This window comes from Dellaglioa sp. CoH-57-MRSF-19 (assembly GCF_056781975.1).
The window spans coordinates 151,137-175,002 of the sequence record NZ_JBXAXW010000003.1 but is presented as its reverse complement, the minus strand read 5'-3'; the positions used below and the strand labels follow the sequence as shown (position 1 = coordinate 175,002).

Below are 23,866 nucleotides of genomic sequence, written 5' to 3'. Positions count from 1 at the left end.
ATATGATCTGTCAAAATTGTCAAATCAATCCAGCGACAATACACTTATCAACTAACTTAAATGGTCAACATCAAGAATACGATTTATGTCAAAATTGTTATCGATTACTAAAAGATGAACAAGAGCGTTTAAGTAATGGTCAAATCCGTAATAATCAACAAGATCCATTTAGCTTTGGTAACCTTGATGATTTATTTAATGCGATTGCACCAAATAGTCAAAATAATAGTTCACAAAGAAAAGAGCAGACACCTCCTACCCAAGCTGGTAGAAATGGTGGCGCTAATAAAAATAATGGTAAGGATACAATCCTTGGTCAATTCGGTCTTAATTTAACCGATGAGGCACGGGCAGGAAATATTGACCCGGTCATTGGTCGCGATCAAGAAATTAATCAAATCATTGAAATTTTGAATCGTCGGACAAAAAATAATCCTGTTCTAATCGGCGAAGCTGGTGTTGGTAAAACAGCAGTCGTTGAAGGATTAGCTCAAAAAATTGTTGATTCAGCTGTTCCTCAAAAACTTTTAAACAAACAAGTTATTCGATTAGATGTTGTTTCATTAGTTCAAGGAACGGGTATTCGTGGTCAGTTCGAAGAACGAATGCAACAATTAATGAAGGAACTTAAAAATGATAAGTCTATCATTCTATTCATTGATGAAATTCATGAAATTGTAGGCGCTGGTAATGCTGAAGGTGGTATGGATGCCGGTAACGTTCTAAAACCAGCTCTTGCTCGAGGCGAATTACAACTCGTTGGCGCAACAACTCTAAATGAATATCGTCAAATCGAAAAAGATGCTGCGCTTGCACGTCGTTTACAGCCTATCCAAGTTGATGAACCTAGTGTCGAAGAGTCAATCGTCATTTTAAAAGGTATTCAAAAGAAATACGAAGCTTACCATCATGTTCATTATAGTGATGAAGCAATTGAAGCTGCTGCTTCTCTCTCTGACCGTTACATTCAAGATCGTTTTTTACCAGATAAAGCCATCGATTTACTTGATGAATCTGGGTCAAAAATGAATTTAACCATTAAAGCTATTGATCCCAAATTAGTTGCAGAAAAAATTAAAAACGCTGAAACTCAAAAACAAGCTGCACTAACCGACGAAGATTATGAAAAAGCAGCCTACTATCGCGATCAAGTCGCAAAATTCAAAGAATTACAAGATAGTAATACTGATTCTGATGAATTACCAATTGTAACCGAAAAAGAAATGGAACAAATTATTGAAGAAAAAACAGGGATTCCTGTAGGCGAACTAAAGGAAAAAGAGCAACAACAATTGAAAAATTTAGCCACTTCCCTTCAAGCTAATGTCATTGGCCAAGATGACGCCATTGATAAAGTGGCCCGCGCCATCCGCCGTAACCGGATTGGATTCAATAAATCTGGGCGTCCTATCGGATCATTCTTGTTTGTTGGACCAACTGGAATTGGTAAAACAGAACTTGCTAAACAATTATCAAAAGAATTATTTGGAACAAAAGAATCAATGATTCGTTTCGATATGAGTGAGTACATGGAGAACCATTCAGTTTCTAAATTGATTGGTTCCCCTCCTGGCTATGTTGGTTATGAAGAAGCTGGTCAATTAACTGAACAAGTTCGTCGTAATCCATACAGTTTAATCTTGTTAGATGAAGTTGAAAAAGCACATCCTGATGTTATGCATATGTTCTTGCAGATTCTTGAAGATGGCCGTTTAACAGATTCACAAGGTCGCGTGGTAAGTTTCAAAGATACGATTATCATTATGACATCTAACGCTGGTAGTGCTGATGCTGAAGCAAATGTTGGCTTTGGTGCAACGTCAACTGGTGCAACCCATGCCATCATTGATAAACTATCAAATTACTTCCGTCCTGAATTTTTAAACCGTTTTGATGACATCGTTGAATTTAACTCATTAAGTAAAGAAAACTTAGTTTCAATCGTAAGTATCATGCTTGATGACGTTAATAAAGTTCTTAAAAATCAAAACTTAGAACTTCACGTTACAAATCGGGTTGAAGAAAAATTAGTTGATTTAGGCTACAATCCCGCAATGGGTGCTCGTCCACTAAGACGTGTTATCCAGGAACAGATTGAAGATCAAATAGCTGACTTCTACCTTGATAATCCTGATGTAACAAAATTAGCTGCAAAAATTGAAAAAGATGAAATTAAGATATCAGCCGATACAACTACTGATGTTAAAGATTCCGACTCTAACGTTGAAAAGTAAAGGCTAAACTAAAGATGCAGACTCAGATAATTTTTTCTGAGTCTGCATCTTTTTTTATTTTATTCATTCTTTTAAATAAATAAACGATATTTCAAACACTTTTCCCCAATAATTAATCTTTTTAGGTTATAATTATGATATTAGATTATGAATGGAGCTGATTAAAATCGCCTTAAGAGATTTCTTCCGGAATATGTTGTCTGTTTTTACAAAAAATGACCAACCTACTTCCACTTCCGATATACAATTTGTATTCAATTCTGAATCAACAAAAAAATATAAGGCACCAAAACAAAAGAAACATGAAGTCATTGAAGAAAAAACTTTTCTACCAACATCTGTTTCAGATGCCACAATGATTGTTTACTATAAAGACCAAAATAATAATAATCTATCTCGTCCGCAAATTATCAGTGGCACTATAGGTAGCGATTTAAGACTTCAATTTGAACCAATCAATGATTATAATCTAGTTGGCATTTCGGGATTCACAAGTACTTTTGTAACCAACTATGGTGCTATTATTTTAAGCTATGAAAAGAAACATGGCGCTGCCGTTTGGATTTATAATCAAGATATTGATGGTGGCTACTTAATCGGCTCACCCACTTTACTACGTGGCCATTTGAATGACCCTTTCACTTATGACCCTGTCAATATTCCAGGGTTCAATTTATTGCGTGCCTCAAAAACTAGTTATGGTACTTTCACAAATGAACAACAAACCATCTACTATTATTATCGCAACATCAATTGGAAAACCGTCGATCAAATTGACGCATACATCCAGATTACAAAACGCGTACGTCCTTATGACTTACCCGAGGGTAACTCCTATCCCGCCTTCTTACCTGCTGGCGTTATTTTACAAGTATTTGAAAAAATCGAAACGAATTTGGGAACTATTTGGTACAGCATAGGTGGCAATCAATGGTTAGAAAGTACTTCTAATGTAAAAATGATTATTCAACCCAAATATGCTTTATTACCCGACAATGACACCAATGAATTTACTAAAAAAATAATCAATCACTCTGCTTCAATTGATTACATTCCTAATAAATCTGTAACTATTTACACTAAACCTTATGGTAAAAAATTACGAGTTTTAGCTGACAATACACAAGTTACTTTAATCAGTCAGTTATCATCAAGTAATGATGTTTGGTTTGAATTAAAAGATGGTGGTTTTATTGATGAAACTTACATCAAAATGCCTTACTCATTAAATTAATAAGCACTCAAAAAAGAGGTATACCAATTGGTATACCTCTTTTCGTTTATAGTTTTGATGTTAATGTAACGTTTGGATATTTGTCAGCAAACCAGCGTTCTGCGAATGCATTTTCAAACAAGAACAACGGTAAGTCTTGTCGATCTTTAACAAGTAAGTTACGTGAACTTGACATCTTTTCATCCAATTGTTCTGGATCAATCCAGCGAGCTGTTTTAGAACCCATTGGTGTCATGATAACTTCTGAATTATATTCATTTAACATTCTGAATTGGAAGACTTCAAATTGAAGTTGACCAACGGCACCCAGAATATAGTCACCCGTGTTGTAACTTCTATATAATTGAACAGCACCTTCTTGAACCAACTGTTGAATACCCTTATGGAATGATTTTTGTTTCATTACATTTTTAGCATTAACGCTCATGAATAATTCAGGCGTAAATTGAGGTAATTTTTCAAAGGTAATTGGTTTCTTCATGTTACTGATTGTATCGCCAATTTGGAAATTACCAGTATCATATAATCCAATAATATCGCCAGCTACAGCTGATTCTAAAACTTCACGAGAATCTGCCATAAATTGGGTTGAATTAGATAAACGCATTTTCTTTTCAGTTCTTGCTAATTTAACATCCATCCCACGTTCAAATTCACCTGAACAAATTCGAATAAACGCAATTCGATCACGATGATTAGGATTCATATTTGCTTGAATTTTGAAAACAAACCCAGAAAAATGTTCATTTGTTGGTTGTATCGTTGTTTCTTCAATCGTTTTATGTTCTTGTGGTGCTGGTGCATAGTTCAAATAAATATCTAAGAACGTTTTTACACCAAAGTTAGTTAATGCTGATCCAAAGAAAACCGGCGTTAAATCCCCTGTTGCGATTTTTGCTTCATCAAAGGTATTACCAGCATCGCCCAATAATTCAATTTCATCTAGCACTTCTTGATAGATACTATCTTCTTTTAAAGGATGGTCGCCTTCAATCTCACCGGCGTCATTTAAATCAACGTAGTCCATGCCTTTATCTTCTTTTTGGTAAAGTTCAATACGATGGTTGTAGATATCGTATAATCCCTTTAAGCCTTTACCCATACCAATTGGCCAGTTCATTGGGTATGATTCAACGCCCAAGACCTCTTCGAGTTCAGCCATTAAATCAAGTGGCTCACGTCCATCACGATCCATCTTATTGATGAATGTGAAAATAGGAATGCCACGCATTTTACAAATTTTAAATAATTTCTTTGTTTGTGGTTCAATTCCTTTTGCAGAATCAATAACCATGACTGCAGAATCTACGGCCATTAATGTTCGGTAGGTATCTTCCGAGAAATCCTCATGCCCAGGTGTATCTAAAATATTAACCCGCTTATCGGCGTAATCAAATTGCATAACTGAACTAGTAACAGAAATACCACGTTTCTTTTCAATTTCCATCCAATCAGATTTTGCAAAAGTACCAGATTTTTTACCCTTAACTGTTCCGGCAGAACGGACAACCCCACCGAATAAAAGTAATTGTTCTGTAATGGTTGTTTTACCAGCATCGGGATGAGAAATAATCGCAAATGTTCGGCGTTTTTTTACTTGAGTCTCTAATTCTTCTGTATTCATTTTTTGTCCTCTCTAAAACATATTACTCATAGTTTATCATAAATGATAATGAACTTCGACGTAAAAAATGATAAGGTCAATGGAACTTATTAGAGTTCTATTGACCTTATCATCCCATATTTTATTCTTTACTCTTTAAAGTATCTTTTAACCGTGTTTCGGGAATCATAACTTTCAATTCCACTAATCGAGAACCGTCCATTTTTTCCGTTTCGAGAAGTATACCATTGTGAAGTGTAATCTGTAGTTGTTCATTATTACCGGGAATTCGACCTAATTCAGTTAAGACGAATCCCGCAATTGTGTCTACGTCTTTAACGTTGATATCACAATTAAATTCATCATTAAAATCGTCAAGTGTCATTCGACCTTGTACGATATATTCATGTGCATTAATTTTTCTCAATGTATCATCAGGGCTATCTGACTCATCGTCGATATCGCCAACAATCTCTTCAATTAAATCTTCAATTGTGGCAAGTCCAACAACACCGCCATATTCATCCAATAAAATAGCTAATTGAGTGTGTGTTTTCTTCATTTCGAATAACAAATCATCAACAGCCATCGTTTCTGGAATAAACATGGGCTCTTGCATAATTTGACGTAAACTAATTCTATCGAACCCTTTTGCTCTAGCAGCTTTAAGCAAATTTTTGATATGAACAACGCCAACGACGTTATCTTTATCATCACTATAAACGGGTACACGAGAATAAGGTTGATTTAAAATAGCATCAATATTACGATCATTATCGTTTTGTAAATCAATCATAAAAGCATCAGTTCTAGCGACCATAACTTCACGAGCGAATTTCGTATGTAACGAAATAACGCCTTCCATCATTTCATATTCATCTGAATCAATAGCACCACGCTCTTCACCAGTTTGAATCATATGAACAATTTCTTGTCGACTAATAACCTCAATATTATTTTTATTAAACTTAATTGGTGTTATTTTTTCTAATGCACGGATTGAAATTGATAACAACCAGTTAAATGGTTTGAAAACAATCGCAATAAGTTGAATAGGCCCAGTCGTTGCTCTGGCAATTTTGTCTGGCATCTGTAGTGCCAATTGTTTAGGATATAATTCTCCTAAAACTAATGAAAAATAAGATAAAATCAACGTAACGATAACTACTGCAACATCATGTGCCCACACAGCACTCCCAAACAATGGTTCAACATATTTAGCCAAAGATGTTGCTGCAAAAGCTGAAGACAAGAACCCGGCAAAAGTAATACTAATCTGGATAGTTGATAAAAATGATGTCGAATTATTTAATATACCAAGAATTCTTATTGCACCTTTATCTCCAGCTTTCGCCTCTGCCTCAATTTTATTACGATTTACTGAAACTACTGCTAATTCTGCAGCTGAAAAATAGGCATTCACTAATGTCAAAATGACTAATAATAACAGCTGCAACAGCAGTTCGTGACCAGGGTCTGAACTCATTTACTCATCCGCTCCAATTCATTTGTCTTTATTTTTTAACCTACGGATATTATACACCTATTAACATGCAGAAATCCGATTGCTAATTGCTAGTTGTCTCATCACTAGTTGAGCTCGTTGAACTAGTTGTATCTGATGTTGAACTAGAATATGATCTTGTTGTGTTATCGGTACTAGAAGTATCTGAACTTGTTGTACTATCTGAGCTTGTATCAGCATTAGAGTATGAACTTGCTGTACTTGTACTATCTGAAGTTGTATCGTCATTAGAGTATGAACTTGTTGTGTTGTCTGAAGTAGTATTATCAGAACTTGTATTATCTGTGCCTGTTGTATCTGAAGATGTAGTATCTATACTTTTTCCACTTCCAGCAACGACCTTAAGCGTTTGCCCAGGTCTTAATGTTGTATTTTCCATGTCATTTAATGCAATTAGTTCCTTCACTGTCATATCATGGCTTAACGCAATAGATGACAATGAATCACCATAAACAACAGTTATCGTATCCGTATCAATATTAGAACTTGACGACGAAGACGACGTTGATTTACTTTTTTTAGACACAGATTTTTTCTTTTCAGTTTTCTTCTTTTTTGATTTTGGTTTTGATTTTTCACTAGACTTACTCTTACCATATTTCGATTCAGCTAATTTTTGTTGTTCAGCGTACTCCTTTTTTTGTTGGTCAGATGACCCACGAGTAGCAACCCACTCAACGACGTCATGACCAGCCTTCGTACTAGCTAATATCGTCCCACCACCGATACACACAACTGCAACTATACCAATAATTACTTTCGTTCTTAATTTCATAACTTCCTCCGAGTTAACTCACATTTATTTAGGTACTTTTATTTTTTGTCCTACATGCAAAAGATTTGATGATAATTCATTGATGTCCATCAATTGATCACTGGTTGTATCATTGGCAGTCGCGATACTTGATAAACTATCCCCACTACCTACCTCAAACATCTTCGTACTAATTTTACTGATACTTTCTTTCTTTTCACTACTTTCCTTCTTTTCACTACTTTCTTTTGCTGCTGACTCAGAACTAGCCACCCTTTCAGATGACTCTCTAGCTAGAACGGATTCACTTTCTGCCTTAGCTTTAGCAAGCGACTCATTCTGCCGCTTTTTTTCAGCAGACCGTTTGGCTGACTTGCTTGAAGCAGCTTTAGCTGATTTAGATTTAGAAGATGCCACCACTTTTTTAGAGACATCAGCTCTACTAATTGAGCTTGAAATTGCTATTTTTTTTGATTCACTTACAGACTTCTGACGTTGGGCGATTGAACTCGATTCTTGCTTGTCATTGTTCATTTGAACATACTTGGCAGAAACTGTTCCTATCACTGCTAAAATCAAAATACCAATAACCATCAAAGCTAGTTTACCGTGCTTTTTACCATTTTTCTTTTTTAAAAAATATTTTGTATCGTCAAATGCTTGTCCGTTATAAAAGGCATCTCTACGACGCAACTCAATTGATCGAGGCATATCAGGATCAAAATGCGTTTTTTTATATTGTGTATATAAGGTCTCTACACTAAATGATTTACGTTCTGAATCACGTTGTTTATCGTACTCACTTCGTTTCTCATCAGTCAAACTATCGTACCAAGCAACAAAATCTAAATAACTCATAACGACTTTTTCAGACTCACCGATATCCATCAGTTGACCGTTTTGAATCCAGGCAATTCTGTCTGTTAAGAACTCCATTTGTTGTAAATCTTGACTAGCAAGTACAAAAGTTTTGCCCTCTGTTTGTAGGCTTTTAATTTTATCAACCGTTTTTTGATAAAAAATATCATCTAATGCTGATAGAATACCATCTAAAATAATAATATCAGGTTCAATGAAGAAGGCCATTGCTAACTCAACTCGCGCACGCATATCGGGAGAGTAATCTTCAATTTTACTTTCTTTTAATACCCCTAAGTCAGCAAAATTTAAAACATTATTCAAAGTTTGATCACTATTTTTGTAATCAATCTTAGAATCAGTAATTGCTTCTTGAATATTTTGCACAGCCGTTTTATCGCGTTTTAATTGTGTCTCATATGATACAATCGTCGTGTGACCGGCCATCGTTAGAAAACCCGTTGTTTGTTTGGCTTTACCGGCTAGAATGTCAGATAACGTTGCTTTCCCTGAGCCACCCATGCCAATAATACCAAAAAATTCACCACGATAAATATCAAACGAGATGCCCCTTAAAGCCCAATAAATATCTTTCGAATCTTTATCAATTTTTCGATTTTTTTTACTTGTTATACCTTTTGTAACATACTCTAATCGAATTTTATAATCTTCCATTTTATCACCATTAATCATTCAGTTATTTTAATTCTCAATAATAACATGTATACACTTACGCTTATACAATTCTACCATTAATCACTAAAAATTAACATCTTATCCGATGTTATCAGTATTTATATTTTAAAAAATAAAAAGCATATCCTCCCAAAAGGAGAATATGCTTACTTACCTAAGATAATGTCAGAAACTTTTTGAGAAGCTTTTCCATTATCCCATTCAATAAATTTATTTTGAAAATCTTTAAATTGTTTTTCGTAACCAGGATAATCACCATTTTGCGTATAGACATCCAATTGTTTATAGAAATCTGGTTCTTTTTCTACGATTGGTCCTGGCGCTTCCATCTCAAAGTTGATATAAAAGCCGCGTAGTTCATCCCGATAATGTTCTAAATCATAACAATAAAACATCATTGGTCGATTCAAATTAGCAAAATCAAACATCACTGACGAATAATCCGTAATCATCATATCACTCATTAAATATAATTCAGTAATATTTTCATCTGCCATTATTTTAACACGATCTTCAAATCCTTCGATATTAATACTATTCTTAACTAAATAATGAGGCCGCATAATTAAAATAGTATCGTCTGATACATGTTGAAAGAATGATTCGAATGAAAAAGCCATTTCGAATTTATAAACACCCTGAGTATAAAAGCTATCATCACGCCATGTTGGCGCATAAAGAACCACTTTAGCATCTTCATTACCAAGATACGTTTTCTTTAAAGCTCTAATATCTTTTTCATTATTATCCGCATATAAAATGTCATTCCTTGGGTATCCAATATCCAAGGATTTATTTTTAAAAGCAAATGCACTTTCAAAAATTTGCTTTGAATAATGATTAGGCGCTATTAAATAATCCCAACGTGCTGTTTCCACTTTAAAATTAGCATGGTATAACGCTGTCGTTGTACCTGGCATTGAAACATTTTCAATATCCATTCCTAAATGTTTCAACGGTGTCCCGTGCCATGTTTGTATATATGTAGTCTTCGGATTCTTTTTCCACCAAATAGGTAATCTTGAATTAAAGACCCAAAATTCAGCCCTCGCCATTTTGATAGTCCAAGAAAATCCAAAGCGTTTAATTAAATTAATTTCCGGATATTGTTCTTTTAATTTAGTGTACATGCTTGGTTTAACGCTAAAATATAAAAGCTTCGCATTTTCTTCACCAAGATCTCGTCTAGTCTGCTTGTAAATGGCCATCGGGTTATCGTTAACATCGCGCCCATTAAAGCTTTCAAAGACAACTTGGTGTTTTTTAATTGAAAATTTAATTGTAAAATCATTTAACGTTATTAAAATTTGGCGACCAATCCGCTTAACCACTTTTTGGACTATTTTTTTAATTTCATTCATTATTTTGTTCTCCTTACTACAAAAGATAAAATAATAAAATATTTTACAAGTTCATCCCTAAATCTTTTTTAATTTTTGTTGTTGAAATACCATCTGTTCTTGGTAAGTAAATAACTTCACAGTAATCGCTTAAAAAGTCAAACTTACCTGCCCAATCATCACCCATCACAAATGTATCAATCTGATTATCGACGACGTCACTAATTTTTTGGTCCCATTCAGTTTCTGGAATCACTTCATCTACGTACTTAATTGCTTCTAAAATGAACTTACGATCTTCATATGATGTGTAAGCCTTTTTCCCTTTAATTGCGTTAAATTCATCTGTTGAAATACAAACTGTTAAATGGTCGCCCATTGCTTTAGCGCGTTGTAAAATACGTACATGACCCTTGTGTAATAAATCGAATGTTCCATAAGTAATTATTTTTTTCATGTTTTTGCTCCTCCGTCGTTATCAATAATAATTTATTTTATCATAAACTGTTATGACTGTCTTATTTTTCCTGCAATTGTCTAATATCGTAAAAGTATTTAATAACAACTTTTACAACAGCATATAAGGGAATTCCTAAAATCATTCCTAGAAGCCCAGCAATGTTACCAGCTACTAGTAATAATACAATAATCGTCAATGGATGTATATTTAATGATTTGCCTATAACATTAGGATAGACAAAATTACCATCAATTTGTTGGACAATTAACACAACAATCACGACAAAAATAACCATTTGAGTAGACTGTGTTACCGCAATAATCAGTGCTGGGAAAATACCAATATAGGGTCCAATATAAGGAATAATATTAGCAAGGCCAGCCACAACTCCTAGTAACAAAATATACGGCATACCAATAATTGAATAACCAATAGCGGTAAATACCCCAACGAAAATACATTCAATAGCTTGTCCACCAATGTACGCTGAAATTGTATCACCCATGCGGTCAAGTAACTCAACGAGCTCATCCCCATGTTTTTCTGGAACAAGTTTTTTAAGCGTTGGGACTAGTTTTTGACCATCTTTTAACATATAGAACAACATCACAGGTACTGTCAGTGCAACAACTGTCACACTCGTTACAACCCCAATCATTGATCCTATCGAGTTCGTCAAATTGGTTGCAATTGATTTGAAGTAGGTCCCAATAGAATTTTCAAACTGGTTTAAATAGCTAGTAAAATCAATTTCTTTAAACCAAGCATATTTATTTAAATGATTAAACGTATCTTTTGACGACTCACTAACTGCATTTGCATAATCTGGTAGGTTAACCACCAATTGACTTAGCTGACTGACTACTCTCGGAATCAGGTACCCTATTAAGGCAACTAAAAGAATTGCTAGGAATACAAATAGAATGGCAACTGACAACGTTCGAGAAAATTTGAATTTTTTGATTTTTATTTTCATTAAAAATTTAACGACCGGATTAAATAAATAAAATAAAAACCCAGATATAATAATCGGAATAAATAATGTGGAAATAAACGTTCCTATTGGACTAAAAATAAAACTTATTTTTGTACACATCCAAATTAACGAGGCAACGATTAATAATTCAAGTGACCAAAACATCAATTTAGACTTTTTTAATCTATCAAGCATCGATATGGTTCTCCTTTAATTTATGTATAGTAATTTCATTATACCGTAACCTGTCTAACAATTATAGCGTTTCACTTATCCTCATTATTGAACGATAAATTAATTCAAAAAAAAGACGCCAAATGGCGTCTTTAAACTGCTTAATTGATTACTTCACTTTTATCAATCCAACCGGTTGTCCCATCACTCATCGTGATAAACAGTAATGTCGAACCGACTTTATTTTTTTGAATAGGATCAATTAAATAACCCGTTTTATTCACGATACCTTCATTTGTAACTCTGGCATCAATATTTTTTACAAATTTATAATTTTTAGATCCATAAACCTTTGACCAAACTTCAGCACCATCTTGAACATGGACGGTCGTTTCTTCAACTACTGTTTCTTGAGCTTCATAAACGCGTCCATTCATGACAAAATCAACTAACCGTTCAGTTGCATGTCCATCATCCCAAGCATTATAAGTCGCTACAAATTGATCATAATTGTGATGGCGTTCATCCGTTGCAAATGCTCGTTTAATCTCAGTAATGACAGCATCTGTATCCTTAACGATTGGTCCTGGTACTTCTTTTTCGTAGTCAAAGTAAAAACCACGAATATCATTTGCATACTCATCTAAATCATATGCAAAGAAAATAATAGGACGTTTTAACGCTGCAAAATCAAAGAAAACAGATGAATAATCTGTAATCAACAGATCACTAATAAGATATAAATCATTAATATCTTCATAATCAGCAACGTTCAGCGCAAAGCCTTCATAATCAGTTAAATCTAATGAGTTAGCAATTAAATAATGCGTTCTAACAAGAACGATAATATCATCGCCAAGTTCTGCTTTCATCTTATCTAAATCAAGATGTAACTTAGCCGTGAAATAATCAGCTTTAACGTATTCATTATCTCTCCAAGTAGGTGCATATAGAATAACTTTTTTGTTTGGATTAATTTCTAAACTTGCTTTAATACGATTGATATCTGTCTGTGTATAATTCGTTAAAATATCATTTCTAGGATAGCCAGAATTAATCATTTGGTTACGGTTCAAACGGAATGCACGTCTGAAAATATCTGACGAATATTCATTTGGCGTAACAGAATAATCCCAACGATCAGAATCTTTTGTAACTTGGCTATGATATTTAGCAGCATCAACGCCAGGCATTGACCCTGTATTTACGTCAACACCAATCGTTTTTAATGGCGTACCATGCCATGTCTGAACAATTGTTGTACCTTCAGGTTTAACCCACCATAATGGTCGACGAACATTCGTAAACCAATATTTTGCTCGAGCTTGTTTGAAAATACCTTTAAATGAGAATCGTGTCACATAGGGAATATGATTTTCTTTAAAATAAGCAACATAATCCTGGTTCACATTCCAGTACATCTTATATTTAGGGTAACGGTCTTTCATGTATTCATAGATAGCTTTTGGATTATCACTATATTTACGACCAAAGAAACTTTCAAATATAATAATATCTTTCTTTGACATTTTACCGATAATACCAAATGCTTTTGGATACCATTTATTAAACTTAACGATCTTTTTAATTTTATTTCTAATTACTTGAACGCTTGGTTCTTGTGGTAATAAGTGATCGCTAATCATTGCTTCAAAAACTTGCTTTGAAGCATCCCCTTGACGACCATACGTACAAAATTTATCATAAAATTCAATCAATTGTTGCGCGTAGGTTGTCTGTAGATGATTAAAATCGCTTAATTCGTCAATTATTTTTGCCGTTGTATCCACAATTGGTCCTGGAACCGTACCATTATAATCGAGATAAACACCTCGTGTATCTTCTGTATAATCTTTTAAATCATATGCAAAGAAAATCATTGGTCGTTTAAGATGTGCGTAATCAAACATTACTGAACTATAATCAGTAATTAACGTATCCGCAATTAAATATAAATCTTCAACTGTTGGATAATTAGACACATCAAAAGTAAATCCTTCAAATTCAGTTAGATCAATTTTATTGGCAACGAAATAATGTAGCCTTACCAATAACACATATTCGTCACTCAATTTAGCTTGCATTTGTTTAATATCTAACTCAAAATCAAATCCGTCTTTATTTCGGTAGGTTGGTGCATATAATACGACCTTTTTATCCAATGGCATGCCAATAGATTCTTTAATTTTAAGGATATCAGTTTCATTATTCTTTTTATAAAGTACATCATTTCTTGGGAAGCCAGAGTGAACAACCTCTTTTTCAAAATTAAATGCGTGACTAGCTGTTTCATCCATATATGGCGAAGGTGAAACAAGATAATCCCAACGCTTAATTCGTTTCATGAAATTATTCTGACGTCCTTTTGAACCATCTTTGAAATAAGGTTCATCAAATCCCATCGTTTTCATGAAGGTTCCATGTAACGATTGAACTTCAACTTGTCCTTTTCGTTTTGCATATTGGTTAGGGAGGTTAGTATTTTCAATAAAATACTTAGCTCGCGCCATGTAATACCAATACTTTTTACTGAAGTAGCGAACTCGTTTACCATTGCCGGTTATTGTTGTATTCGGATCCTTGAATAACCAGACACATTCATAATCTGGCATGTTTTCTTGGACATAATCATAAATGGCTTTTTCATTACCATTGAAATAAGCGCCCCAATAACTATCAAAGACAATCGTTTTCTTCTTTAAAGGTAATAAACGTTGTAGCGGGTAATATAGTGAGAAGTTAATTGCCCGTTTTCGTTTGGTTGCGTCCTGCTTATCCCACGATAATTTTTGGTTTAAAACCAAAAAATTGTTTTTTGTTTCGTATAATGATGTTCTTGCTAAATGATTTGTACGACTTTCTAGCGTTTCTACACGTTCTGGTTCAGTTGTAATTTGCGAACGAACAACTTGGTCAGCACTATAAAAATCAAGATAAAGATTATATTTTGCTGCCTTAATGAAACTGTCTTGTTGTTCATTAATTAAATTCAAATTAACGATTATTTGACCGTTATCATCGACAGTAACGTCATTAAATTGATATTTATATTGTTCCTCTTGATCGATTACACGTAAAACAATTTTTTCTGCTGAACTTTGAAACAATGTATTTTCAGCGATTAATCGTAGCCGACTATTATCTAACCACTGGACATCCATTAGTTTTGAAAAATGTGGTGCGATATTTAGTCCAATCATTTCCTTCATATTCTTTTGAACGAGTAAACTATATTGTGCTATTTCATATTCTTGCGGTTTATCAACATGTTCAAACTCATAGCTTAATTTCAATTCTTTTTCATCAATTAACTGGAGTCTTTTTTGTGTTACAGAACTTAACTCGGCTACTTCAGTTATTGAGAATTCAAATTTCACTTGATGTTCACTAACATTTATTTTTTGTCCACTAATTTGAGGCGCAATTTCATCATCACTATTTTCAGTAACAATTAACTTCGTACTTTCAGGATTATTTAACCATGTAGAGACCACTAATTTACTATCATTCACACTAATATCTTGAATTAGATTAGCTTGAACATTTTTTTCCGTCTTTATTTCATTTGCTGTCAAAGTCATCGCATTAAAAGCTAATGCCCAGTCAAAACTAAAATCAGTTTTAATTTGATAATCATTACCAGAAAAAATATTACTTATAAATTTACGCTTAGGATTAGCTAAAAATTCCGTCACATTAATATTTTTAACTTGATAATTAACTTGTATTTTCCAAATGCCGTTTCCTAATATTTTGTATGCCTCTTGTTGATCAAATGACATTCTAAAATAACGATAGTTACGGTGCTTAAATAAATGACGACGACGCTTGACGGTTTCTCGTTCAAACGTAATTGGCATTTCTTTCCCATTTATAATGTTAATCAAATTAACCGTAAATTTTTCGTCTAATTTTTTTGTAACTTTCAATTGATTGAGTTGCAACCAACCCTTAATAACTATCTCACTTGTCATTTCATCAGAAAAAACATTTAAGATTCGTTGTTCGAATTTTTGTGATTGTCCCACATCAACCGCTTTAGCAACATCTAAAGAGATAGCCGGATCTTCATATTGATAGCGATTATTTTTTTCAACAATTTTTCCAATATTTCTACGACGATAACTATATTTTTTTAAGTCTTTAATATTCCCCTGTAACACAGCAGCATATTGAATTTGATTTTTAATTGATAATTGCTTAAATAATTCTGGATTAATCGTTCTAATAAGTAGGACTGTAATTTTTTGAAATTCTAATATGTAATCTTCTTCCGATTCTCGAATATCTTGCATTGATAGCGGAATATCAGTTGTTAATAATTTCAGATCAAATGCATCCATAACATTTTGAGTTGCCCCATATTTTTTCATGTATGAACGCGTTAACTCTAGCATTTCCAATCGGTCTTTATAATGTTGAATATCATTACCTCGACTTTGAGTGATAGATTTGCTATCACCTTCACGCCAACGCCATTCGTATACAATATCAGTAATAATATCAATATGGTTAGCCAATAAATGAGCTGCCATCATCACAGGAATATCTTCATATAACATTCCCACAGGGTAGCGCAAATTATTGTCGATAAACAAATTTAATCGATAAACTTTATTCCATGAAGTTGTGTCATAAACTAATTCTGGGTGTTCTGCAATTGATGTTTCATAAACAGTATCTTTAATAGCAAATTTATGAATGTAAGAACGTGAACTACGTTTAGAATTAAATCGTTTAACTGCACCAGTTGCCAAGTCTGAATCAGTCATCTTTACCGACCCCATCAAAAGACTGTATGCGTCAACTGGTAATAAATCATCCCCATCTACGAAGGCAATATATTCTCCGGTAGCGGCTTCAATTCCTGCATTTCTAGCAGCACTAGGTCCAGCATTTTCTTTGTGAATTGCTTTAATATTGTCAAAAAGTGATACATACCGATCCATAATTTCGGCAGTCCCATCAACTGATCCATCATCAACTAAAATAATTTCTAATTGTTCATAACTTTGGTTAAGAACTGATTCAATACTTTCTTCAATGAACTCTTCAACATTGTATCCCAAAATAACAACTGAGAGTAATCCATTATTTTTTGTCATTATTAATTGTATTCTCCTTAACAATTCTTTTGTCCAAATATCTAATAATTATATCATTCCTATTTATAATAATATATTTTTTTTATATTACATTCCATGGTATTTAACTGTTCCATAACTTTTTGATCAGTATTAATAACCCCGTTCCATTCAAATAATGAATTGGCCTATCAGTCATATTCATGTATAATTAGAAGGCACAAAATATATTTTATAGGGGAGTTCTAAATTATGAAAATCAGTAAATTCATTGGGATCACATTACTGTTTACAGCACTTGGCTTAGGGATAGCCAGTCACAGTACATCTAGCTCTGTCTCAGCAAAAGTTAAACTATCATCTTCAAAATACATTGCACATGCGCCTGTTAGAATTAAAACGAAAGCTTATAATGTTTATGCTTACCCTCGAACTTTAAATTCAAAATCAAAGTTCATGCACTATGGTTCAAGTTATCATTCAACAACTTTTTACATCACAAAAACGATTAAATTATCAGATGGAAAATCATATTCTTGGCTAGTTAATGGTGCTGGAAAAGCGTATGGCTATATAAATACCAAAGCCACAACCGTTTATGCATCTCCCAAAACAGATAAATCAGATAGTAACCATACACCTGTTAGAATTAAAACAAATGCTTATAATGTTTACAGTTATCCAAGAGCATTACACGGTGCTTCTACATTTATGCACTATGGTACTAGTTATCACTCAACCACTTTCTACATTTCCAAAAAAATTACAACGGCATCAAATGTAAGCTACTCAAAACTAACATATAGTGACGGAACTTTGTATGGTTATGTGAATACTAAAGCATTAACGAATTACGAAACCGTTAAAGATATCAAAACTTCTTCATCAAAAACTAAATATCGTATCACGTCTGACATCTCTAACATTCATAACGCACCACTAAACACTATTTATGGAAATAAAACAACACATTATTCAAAAAATTACTTCGATACTGATTTATATATCACCAAAACAGAAACACGAACACAAGATGGCGCTAAATTTTCATATGTTAAAACTGGGAAAAACGATCTCGGTTGGATTTATAGTGGCTATTTAGCAGCCTGGACACCTGCTACAGATGTTCTTGTTGATATGCATGATGGTAGCCTAGATACAGGCAATAAATTAGCAAATACTGCGGCTACTAATTTCTATCAAAAAAAGCCTAATTATTCTTCAGTTGATGCAACAACAAAATCAGGTAGTACTTATAATGCAACTGGTTCAAAACAATTTAAAACAAATTATTTCTTAACTGCTTCATATAAATCAAGTGGTGATTGGGGTAATATACAAGGATTTGTTATCAATGGTCACTACCTTTATGCATCAATCTCAACTGATTCGAAAAAAGGAACTGGTAAGATTGTCCGTTTTGATACTGATAAGATGAACGCATTAAATCTAAATAATAGTAAGGGATTTGGAGAATTATGGCAGGCTTTTTACTACCTCCGTCAATCGCAATCTCTTAGCTACTACAAAGCAAACTACCCTGCTTCAACTTATAAAGGTAAATATAATTTCTATGTTTCTAAATATAATGCATACAAAAAATATGAATCTATCATTAAAGTCGGTCCTGAATTCATAATAGGCCATGGTCAATCTTTAGATTATAAAACAAATGGTTCAAATAAAGGTCTCTACATGTATCGTGATACAAGCTCAAAATCACTTACTGAATCCGACACAGTAACTATTCAACATATCAATTCGTCAACGCTAGCACCTGATAACTATACTAATATGCAATGGAACGATGGTTATGGTAATTTTATGCAAAGTAATAATTTAACTTTTGCAGATAACAATAACTTCTATTCATACACAATGATTGGTAGCGGATCTGGTTCAGCCGGTAAGTATATTCGAATTTGGAAGGGATCTATAGATGCCGACAATAAAGTCACCGTAAAAGTCGTTGGACAATTAGCCAACCGGGTGGGTGACTCTCCACAATCAATTGCTTATAGTTCAAAAACAAATAAAGTTTACCTCGTAACAGATGACGCTTTTGTCGCTGTTAACGCTTCGAAATTAACAGTTGATAATAATCATAACAGTGCCTTAACAACAAATGATGTTTCGTATACCCGTATCAATTCTTCACGAGAAACTGAAGGGATGCAAATCATTAACGGTTACGCCTACATGTTATTTAATAGAACACCTGAGTTAATTAAGTCAACAACAGCCGGTTATTAATCAACCATTGTTGTAACTATAGTTATCCTAAAAAATAGCAACTACCATTTTAAAAATGATAGTTGCTATTTTTTATTCTAAATTACTATGGCTCGCCTTCGCCTGATCATTTGATACGTTGTCTCTACGACTTACCTTCAGCACTAATGCATCCAGAGCAATATGCACACTTTGATCAAATAGCGTACTCAATAATTGGATTGACTTTACACTATTATCAGCTTTTGTTGCACCAGGCACAACGACAACTGAGTTAGATACTTTCGCTAAAGGAGACTCGCCGTTACTTGTAAGCCCGACTACTTTAACGCCAATTTTCTTAGCACTTTCAGTTGGTTCAAGTACACTCTTAGTTGTCCCAGAGCCAGAAACAGAAACTAGCACATCCCCTTCTGCAATTGACGGTGTAATTGTCTCACCAATTACAAAGACCGTATAACCGATATGCATTAATCTCATTGCGAATCCTTTTGCCATTAACCCAGATCGCCCAGCACCTAAGATAAAAATTCTTTTATCTTTCGTAATTAACTTCTCAGCACCATTTAATTGGTCATCACTAACTTTAGCAATGACCGCGTTAATTTCATCCATTATTTCATCAAGTAAACTCATTTAATAACCTCCATAAATTTTTTTGCCATATCTAATGGTTTCTCATTATTCATTATTTTACCACCAACAATGATTCTTTCCACGATACCTTGAACAGCCAATCTTTTTGCCTGTTCAATATCAATACCACCGGCAACCGCGATTTTTTTTATATTTGGAAATTTAGCATGGAATTCAGCCACCGCTTTTACGGCATCAAAATCTTGATCTTTCTTATCATGTGAGTAATGTAATCCAAAAATGGCTTCATCAAATTTTTGTAATTTTTCAATTTTCGTCTCATCTACTTCCAATAAATCTATCAGAATGTTTTTTTTCTGATTAACCGTTAATTCATAAACTTGTTCAATCGTATCAATTGACGAACTTGCCATAACCGTTAACGTATCCGCGTTAGCAGAGAATCCCTTTTCAAATTCATAAACACCCTCATCAATTGTCTTTAAATCAAATAATACTTCTGATTGATTAACTTTTTCCGTAACAGATTTTAACGCATTTATCCCATAATCTTTAATCAAAGAGGTCCCAACTTCGATGACATTGACAACACCATCTAAGTAGCTGACGCTCTCCATAAGGTCTTCTAACGTAACGCGATCAATAGCGACTTGTAATTTCATTATTCCTGTACGCCTTCCTTTTTATAAAAATCCTGTAGTTCTTTAGGTGTTGGGTAGCCATCATTATCACCTGGTGTCTGAACTTGAAGCGCACCAACTGCATTTCCTCGTAAAACGGCTGACTCCATAGATTTGTTTTCCAATAATGCTGTAATAACGCCTAATGCAAATCCATCGCCTGCACCAACAGTATCCACAACTTTATCCACTTTGAAGCCTTTAATCGTTTTCATACTACCATCTGAATTTTTGATAAATGCACCACTTGCACCTATTTTAACAATTACCGTTTTTGTCCGTTTGCCTTTTAAATAAAAGTCGGCAATTTCTTCTGGATTATCACTGCCCATCAGAATTTTTCCTTCTTCAACACCTGGTAAAACAACATCTGCATAACCTGCCAGTTCATTAACGGTCGCAACCATATAATCTTTACTTTTCCACAATGTTGGTCGTAAATTAGGGTCAAATGTAATGAATTTTTGGTTATCCACAAGGCGTGTTAATAACGTTCTAAATGTTTTTTCGGCCACATCTGAAATAGCTGGGAAAATACCAGACATATGCGCTATTTTAACATCATCTAAATTTATTGCATCAATTCGATCACTTGTTAAATGAGCTGCAGCTGACCCTTTACGGTAATTAAAAGTCTCTGGGTCACCCGTTGATACGAGTTGTTTCAATTGATGCCCCGTCCAATGATTTTCACTTTCGCTAATATAATCGATACCCACACCATGTCCTGAAATAATACTCTTCGCGTATTGGCCAAAAGGTTCTGTTCCAACTCGAGAAACATATTCAACATCATGCCCTAAGCGTTTAACTCCGATCGCTACGTTTAATTCTGCGCCACCTAATATTTTCACATAATTAACTGATTCTGATAAGCTTTGATCCATATCTTTTGAGGCAAATGTAATGATTGGTTCGCCAATTGTTATAACTTCACTCATTATATTTTCTTCCCTTCATGTCTCTTAATTTTAACCGAAAAAGTAATAAACTAAAACTTCATTAATAATTGAAACAAACCACATGATTGGAACACCTCTTTTTAATAAATCTTTTGATTGAACTTTCATATAATCAAGGCCCCAAACATTCCATGATTGCGTGATTCCTGTTGAAACAGCAAGAAGCGCAGGCACATAGAGAAGTGGTAATAAGAAGGCATCATTGAACAACCCGGTTCCCGAAAGAACCGCTGCAGTTGCAGCTCCAGCACCCCAAACATGTAACGGACCTCTGAATAACGCGAGCGGTGCTAATACTCCAAATACAATAGCAAGGATTAAATGGTCATGCGGTAATATCAGACTAAATACATGTTGAAACCTAACAGCGTTCAACTGAGCAGCACCAGCAAACATCACTAACGCCATTAAAAACATAATCAATCCTGCGATATCACCAATCGCTTTTTGAATCGTACTATTCAAGAAGTCGACGAAATTTTTATATCCTTTCATATTTCCAGTAACAGCTATCGCAAACAATGTTGCTAAAGTTAATCCTGGAATAGCATCCCAGCCGAAAATCATATTCATAACGACCGGAATAATTGGTGCAACAAATGCAATTTTTGGTATGGGGCGACTTTCAGAATTTTGTTGTGTCTCACCAATAATTTTTAGATTTGAATCAACATTTTCTTGAGTAAATTTCTTGCGATGTAAAACTAAGAAAATAATTACCGCGATTAATTGAACTGTCATTGCTGTCCAACCGAAGATTAAGTATTGTCCGCCGTATACGGCATTTGGAAAAAATGCTTTAATTTGATTGAATAAAACAACATTAATGTACATTGGTGCCCCAATTGACATGACAAATGCAGTAAGTGCGATGTCTCTTGGAATACCTAGGGATAACATGATTGGTAATAAGATAACCCCTATCGCAATCACAGATCCCACTCCGTATGCGCTTACAAAAATAAACGCTGTTACCAAAACAATTAAAATAGCTGCTATTAATGGTCGTTTTTTCCCAACTTTTTTTGTTGCTTCTGAAATTGCAGGCGCAATCCCACTATCAACAAGAACCCTTCCGAACCATGATCCAAATGCAATATAGATAATTGTCGGTCCATAATTCAATGCTGGTTCAGCAAATACTTTTTGAACTGCCTTATCGAATGGAATTTGTCCAATGATAGACCATAAAATAGCCATTACGAAGAACCCGACCATGATGTTTCCACCCTTTAAAATATAAATAATAAATCCTACAAAAGTGATTAATAATAAAATCGGTATTAGGGTTGCCATAAGCTAGTCCTCAATTTCTTTTTTTAATAACACTATCTGGGATTGAATTAACGCTTTGTTATCCATCGGATATTCAAGAGCGAAAGCCACTTTTTTTGGTAGATGGGCTAAAATAGCTCGCCAATCAAACATTCCTTCATCTAAATTTTTCGACGTCATTAAGTTTCCAGCATTATTAATAACGTTTTTCAAATGGATATAGTCCGTGTATTGTGAAAGCTCATCTGCACTCTGAATAGCATCTTGTTTCGTAAAAGCCCAATTACCAAGATCATAAACATAACCAACAGGCACATTTTGTCGTTTAGCACTTTCTAAAAATGTCGTTAATGCCTTAACACTGCCACTTAATGCAGTTTGATCATTTTCAACATTCATTGTTATTTTGTCTAAAGGAAATTCACTAAAAGCCTGCTTTAAATCTCCAGTAAATGCCGCAAAATTTCCAATATTAAATTTAATTTTTTTGATTCCCATAATTAAACCTTCTTGAAAATAAGTAACTAATTTAGGGTTTAACGTGCCATTGTCTAAAAAAACTTGATCAGGAACACTATAATTAACAATTAATCCGTATTGTTTTGCTTTTTTTGCAACTTTGGGTAATTCACTATCTAAATCTTTAAAATATTCACGTCTAACTTCGATACCGTCAACACTTAATTTTGAAACGCGATCAACCAATTCATCCTGTTTAATTCCATTTTCTACATCATTCTCAAAAATCCATGTATTTAAAATAACTGTCATCATTTTTCCTCCAATATTAATATTTATTGAGTTTCTTTACCCTATTCATTAATGTCTCAAAATTCATGTCCTCGAATTTTTCTGCATTTTTATTATCAAAATTTTCTCGTTCTATCTCGTTAAAATTTTCTGCTAAGTAATATGCCGTCAAATAGGCTGCAAGGTAATTCTTAGCCGTTTTCACCATGTTTTCATCCTCAAACTTAGCCTCTACAGTTGTAGAGGCAAAGCCCAACGCAAATTTATCAACATCTAAAAAAGTTCTTTTATCCATTTTTAGCGCCTCCAATTCATTATCTATTAACAAGTTAGGTAAACGTTTACATGGATAGTATATATGCAGTATTCCATAATTGCAAGTCTTAAATATAAATATATATTTCTAAACAAGGTAAACGTTTACTCCAGTAA

General features: G+C 33.9%; 17 protein-coding genes. 3 read left to right on the top strand and 14 right to left on the bottom strand.

Going from position 1 to position 23,866, the window contains the following annotated elements; all coding sequences use genetic code 11:
• The first annotated feature begins 2 nt into the window (after positions 1-2).
• Both AC1RO3_RS04540 and AC1RO3_RS04535 read left to right on the top strand, forming a co-directional pair.
• A complete protein-coding gene (locus AC1RO3_RS04540) occupies positions 3-2,234 on the top strand; it encodes an ATP-dependent Clp protease ATP-binding subunit (RefSeq protein WP_481761503.1) in 2,232 nt (743 codons plus the stop codon).
• A 151-nt stretch (positions 2,235-2,385) separates the two neighbouring features.
• A complete protein-coding gene (locus AC1RO3_RS04535; protein ID WP_481761504.1) occupies positions 2,386-3,468 on the top strand; it encodes a MucBP domain-containing protein in 1,083 nt (360 codons plus the stop codon).
• A 46-nt stretch (positions 3,469-3,514) separates the two neighbouring features.
• On the opposite strand, the gene AC1RO3_RS04530 is transcribed toward AC1RO3_RS04535, so the two are convergent.
• The 8 genes from AC1RO3_RS04530 to AC1RO3_RS04495 all read right to left on the bottom strand — a co-directional run bounded on the left by AC1RO3_RS04530 (position 3,515) and on the right by AC1RO3_RS04495 (position 16,959).
• Positions 3,515-5,092: a peptide chain release factor 3 gene (locus tag AC1RO3_RS04530; RefSeq protein WP_481761505.1), complete on the bottom strand. Its 1,578-nt coding sequence runs from the start codon at positions 5,090-5,092 to the stop codon at positions 3,515-3,517.
• Positions 5,093-5,213: 121 nt separating this feature from the next.
• Positions 5,214-6,557, bottom strand: coding sequence for a hemolysin family protein (locus AC1RO3_RS04525; RefSeq protein WP_481761506.1), 1,344 nt, complete (start codon positions 6,555-6,557; stop codon positions 5,214-5,216).
• A gap of 82 nt (positions 6,558-6,639) precedes the next feature.
• On the bottom strand, positions 6,640-7,371 hold the full coding sequence (locus AC1RO3_RS04520; protein WP_481761507.1) for a LysM peptidoglycan-binding domain-containing protein: 732 nt from the start codon (positions 7,369-7,371) through the stop codon (positions 6,640-6,642).
• Positions 7,372-7,395: 24 nt separating this feature from the next.
• Complete coding sequence (locus AC1RO3_RS04515; protein WP_481761508.1) at positions 7,396-8,901, bottom strand: ATP-binding cassette domain-containing protein; 1,506 nt, start codon at positions 8,899-8,901, stop codon at positions 7,396-7,398.
• A 149-nt stretch (positions 8,902-9,050) separates the two neighbouring features.
• Positions 9,051-10,256, bottom strand: coding sequence for a CDP-glycerol glycerophosphotransferase family protein (locus tag AC1RO3_RS04510; protein WP_481761627.1), 1,206 nt, complete (start codon positions 10,254-10,256; stop codon positions 9,051-9,053).
• A 52-nt stretch (positions 10,257-10,308) separates the two neighbouring features.
• A complete protein-coding gene (gene tagD, locus AC1RO3_RS04505; RefSeq protein WP_481761509.1) occupies positions 10,309-10,701 on the bottom strand; it encodes a glycerol-3-phosphate cytidylyltransferase in 393 nt (130 codons plus the stop codon).
• Positions 10,702-10,762: 61 nt separating this feature from the next.
• Positions 10,763-11,875, bottom strand: a complete 1,113-nt coding sequence (locus AC1RO3_RS04500) for an AI-2E family transporter (protein WP_481761510.1) — start codon at positions 11,873-11,875, stop codon at positions 10,763-10,765.
• Between the two features lie 140 nt (positions 11,876-12,015).
• On the bottom strand, positions 12,016-16,959 hold the full coding sequence (locus AC1RO3_RS04495) for a CDP-glycerol glycerophosphotransferase family protein (RefSeq protein WP_481761511.1): 4,944 nt from the start codon (positions 16,957-16,959) through the stop codon (positions 12,016-12,018).
• Positions 16,960-17,190: 231 nt separating this feature from the next.
• On the opposite strand from AC1RO3_RS04495, the gene AC1RO3_RS04490 reads away from it, so the two are divergent.
• On the top strand, positions 17,191-19,191 hold the full coding sequence (locus AC1RO3_RS04490) for a hypothetical protein (RefSeq protein WP_481761512.1): 2,001 nt from the start codon (positions 17,191-17,193) through the stop codon (positions 19,189-19,191).
• 72 nt (positions 19,192-19,263) lie between these two features.
• On the opposite strand, the gene hxlB is transcribed toward AC1RO3_RS04490, so the two are convergent.
• From hxlB to AC1RO3_RS04460, 6 genes are read right to left on the bottom strand one after another with little or no spacing between them, the layout of a single operon-like run.
• Complete coding sequence (gene hxlB / locus AC1RO3_RS04485; protein ID WP_481761513.1) at positions 19,264-19,806, bottom strand: 6-phospho-3-hexuloisomerase; 543 nt, start codon at positions 19,804-19,806, stop codon at positions 19,264-19,266.
• Complete coding sequence (locus AC1RO3_RS04480) at positions 19,803-20,429, bottom strand: orotidine 5'-phosphate decarboxylase / HUMPS family protein (RefSeq protein WP_481761514.1); 627 nt, start codon at positions 20,427-20,429, stop codon at positions 19,803-19,805. Before AC1RO3_RS04480 ends, hxlB begins: the two co-directional genes overlap by 4 nt.
• A complete protein-coding gene (locus AC1RO3_RS04475) occupies positions 20,429-21,388 on the bottom strand; it encodes a sugar kinase (RefSeq protein WP_481761515.1) in 960 nt (319 codons plus the stop codon). Before AC1RO3_RS04475 ends, AC1RO3_RS04480 begins: the two co-directional genes overlap by 1 nt.
• Positions 21,389-21,418: 30 nt before the next feature.
• The gene (locus tag AC1RO3_RS04470; protein WP_481761516.1) at positions 21,419-22,705 is read right to left on the bottom strand and encodes a gluconate:proton symporter; all 1,287 of its coding nucleotides are present in this window, start codon (positions 22,703-22,705) and stop codon (positions 21,419-21,421) included.
• Between the two features lie 3 nt (positions 22,706-22,708).
• Positions 22,709-23,455, bottom strand: coding sequence for a sugar phosphate isomerase/epimerase family protein (locus tag AC1RO3_RS04465; protein WP_481761628.1), 747 nt, complete (start codon positions 23,453-23,455; stop codon positions 22,709-22,711).
• 16 nt (positions 23,456-23,471) lie between these two features.
• Positions 23,472-23,729, bottom strand: a complete 258-nt coding sequence (locus AC1RO3_RS04460) for a hypothetical protein (protein WP_481761517.1) — start codon at positions 23,727-23,729, stop codon at positions 23,472-23,474.
• Positions 23,730-23,866 lie beyond the last annotated feature (137 nt).

What these genes read in the sequence shown, in the direction of transcription:
- AC1RO3_RS04540 (WP_481761503.1), top strand. Translation starts at nt 3, where the DNA reads ATGATCTGTCAAAATTGTCAAATCAATCCAGCGACAATACACTTATCA.
- AC1RO3_RS04535 (WP_481761504.1), top strand. Translation starts at nt 2,386, where the DNA reads ATGGAGCTGATTAAAATCGCCTTAAGAGATTTCTTCCGGAATATGTTG.
- AC1RO3_RS04530 (WP_481761505.1), bottom strand. Translation starts at nt 5,092, where the DNA reads ATGAATACAGAAGAATTAGAGACTCAAGTAAAAAAACGCCGAACATTT.
- AC1RO3_RS04525 (WP_481761506.1), bottom strand. Translation starts at nt 6,557, where the DNA reads ATGAGTTCAGACCCTGGTCACGAACTGCTGTTGCAGCTGTTATTATTA.
- AC1RO3_RS04520 (WP_481761507.1), bottom strand. Translation starts at nt 7,371, where the DNA reads ATGAAATTAAGAACGAAAGTAATTATTGGTATAGTTGCAGTTGTGTGT.
- AC1RO3_RS04515 (WP_481761508.1), bottom strand. Translation starts at nt 8,901, where the DNA reads ATGATTAATGGTGATAAAATGGAAGATTATAAAATTCGATTAGAGTAT.
- tagD (WP_481761509.1), bottom strand. Translation starts at nt 10,701, where the DNA reads ATGAAAAAAATAATTACTTATGGAACATTCGATTTATTACACAAGGGT.
- AC1RO3_RS04500 (WP_481761510.1), bottom strand. Translation starts at nt 11,875, where the DNA reads ATGCTTGATAGATTAAAAAAGTCTAAATTGATGTTTTGGTCACTTGAA.
- AC1RO3_RS04495 (WP_481761511.1), bottom strand. Translation starts at nt 16,959, where the DNA reads ATGACAAAAAATAATGGATTACTCTCAGTTGTTATTTTGGGATACAAT.
- AC1RO3_RS04490 (WP_481761512.1), top strand. Translation starts at nt 17,191, where the DNA reads ATGAAAATCAGTAAATTCATTGGGATCACATTACTGTTTACAGCACTT.
- hxlB (WP_481761513.1), bottom strand. Translation starts at nt 19,806, where the DNA reads ATGAGTTTACTTGATGAAATAATGGATGAAATTAACGCGGTCATTGCT.
- AC1RO3_RS04480 (WP_481761514.1), bottom strand. Translation starts at nt 20,429, where the DNA reads ATGAAATTACAAGTCGCTATTGATCGCGTTACGTTAGAAGACCTTATG.
- AC1RO3_RS04475 (WP_481761515.1), bottom strand. Translation starts at nt 21,388, where the DNA reads ATGAGTGAAGTTATAACAATTGGCGAACCAATCATTACATTTGCCTCA.
- AC1RO3_RS04470 (WP_481761516.1), bottom strand. Translation starts at nt 22,705, where the DNA reads ATGGCAACCCTAATACCGATTTTATTATTAATCACTTTTGTAGGATTT.
- AC1RO3_RS04465 (WP_481761628.1), bottom strand. Translation starts at nt 23,455, where the DNA reads ATGACAGTTATTTTAAATACATGGATTTTTGAGAATGATGTAGAAAAT.
- AC1RO3_RS04460 (WP_481761517.1), bottom strand. Translation starts at nt 23,729, where the DNA reads ATGGATAAAAGAACTTTTTTAGATGTTGATAAATTTGCGTTGGGCTTT.